The sequence below is a fragment of the Mesorhizobium sp. M0701 genome (assembly GCF_040320365.1).
GTDB lineage: Bacteria > Pseudomonadota > Alphaproteobacteria > Rhizobiales > Rhizobiaceae > Mesorhizobium.
Map to the genome: position 1 here is coordinate 1 of NZ_JAMYPO010000125.1, position 786 is coordinate 786.

The following is a 786-nucleotide window of genomic DNA, read 5'->3' on the forward strand; positions in this document are numbered from 1 at the left end:
CAGATGATACAGCTCAGCCTCGACGGCAAGCGCCTTTATGTGACGACCTCGCTCTTCTCGACGTGGGATAATCAGTTCTATCCGGAAATCCGCACCAATGGCGGATGCATGCTGATGGTCAATTGCGATACGGAAAACGGCGGCATGGAAATTGATCCGCGATTTGTCCTCGATTTTGGCAAGGAACCAAATGGACCAAGCCGCTGCCACGAAACCCGTTATCCCGGCGGTGATTGCACGAGTGACATCTGGGTATGACCTGCTTCACCATCATTCTCGCCAATCAAGGCGGTGCGGCCTTTGACGTCGATCCCCGCAAGCCCCTCTTGCAAAGCTTGCGCGAGCAGGGCGTGGATCTGCCGTATGGGTGCAAGTATGGCGGCTGCATAACCTGTGCGGCCAAAATAATCAGCGGCAAAGTCGATCAAAAAGCGCAGCGGGCGCTGAACAACCGCCAGATCAACAATGGCTATATAATCCTCTGCGTCGCCCGCCCTATGAGCGACTGCACGCTGGAGGTCGGCGTTGAGAGCCACGACAAGCTCTATCGCAACCCCTTCCTTGACCCGCTGGCCGCTCATGAATTGAAAGCCGATATTGCGACCCCGTTGGAAGCAAAGAAATGACCCATATGAATCATGATGAGCCCTATTCGGAGGCTTATCTGCAACACATTCTGAAATCGGTCAAAACCATCGCGATGGTTGGGGCCAGCCCCGATAAAACTAAATTTTCCTATGGCGTACTCAGGGTGCTGCACGAAACCGGCTATGACATGATCCCGGT

3 protein-coding genes are annotated in these 786 nt (G+C 54.2%); all 3 read left to right on the forward strand.

Annotated features, from left to right (window positions below):
• The coding region (locus NKI24_RS35815) for a selenium-binding protein SBP56-related protein (protein ID WP_352750921.1) at positions 1-258 on the forward strand (258 nt) is incomplete at its 5' end.
• Positions 255-626 (forward strand): 2Fe-2S iron-sulfur cluster-binding protein, encoded by a 372-nt coding sequence (locus NKI24_RS35820; RefSeq protein WP_023679234.1) that lies wholly within the window; start codon positions 255-257, stop codon positions 624-626. The genes NKI24_RS35815 and NKI24_RS35820, both read left to right, overlap by 4 nt.
• A 74-nt stretch (positions 627-700) precedes the next feature.
• Positions 701-786, forward strand: an 86-nt coding sequence (locus NKI24_RS35825) for a CoA-binding protein (RefSeq protein ID WP_352750924.1), incomplete at its 3' end; no start/stop codon positions are given.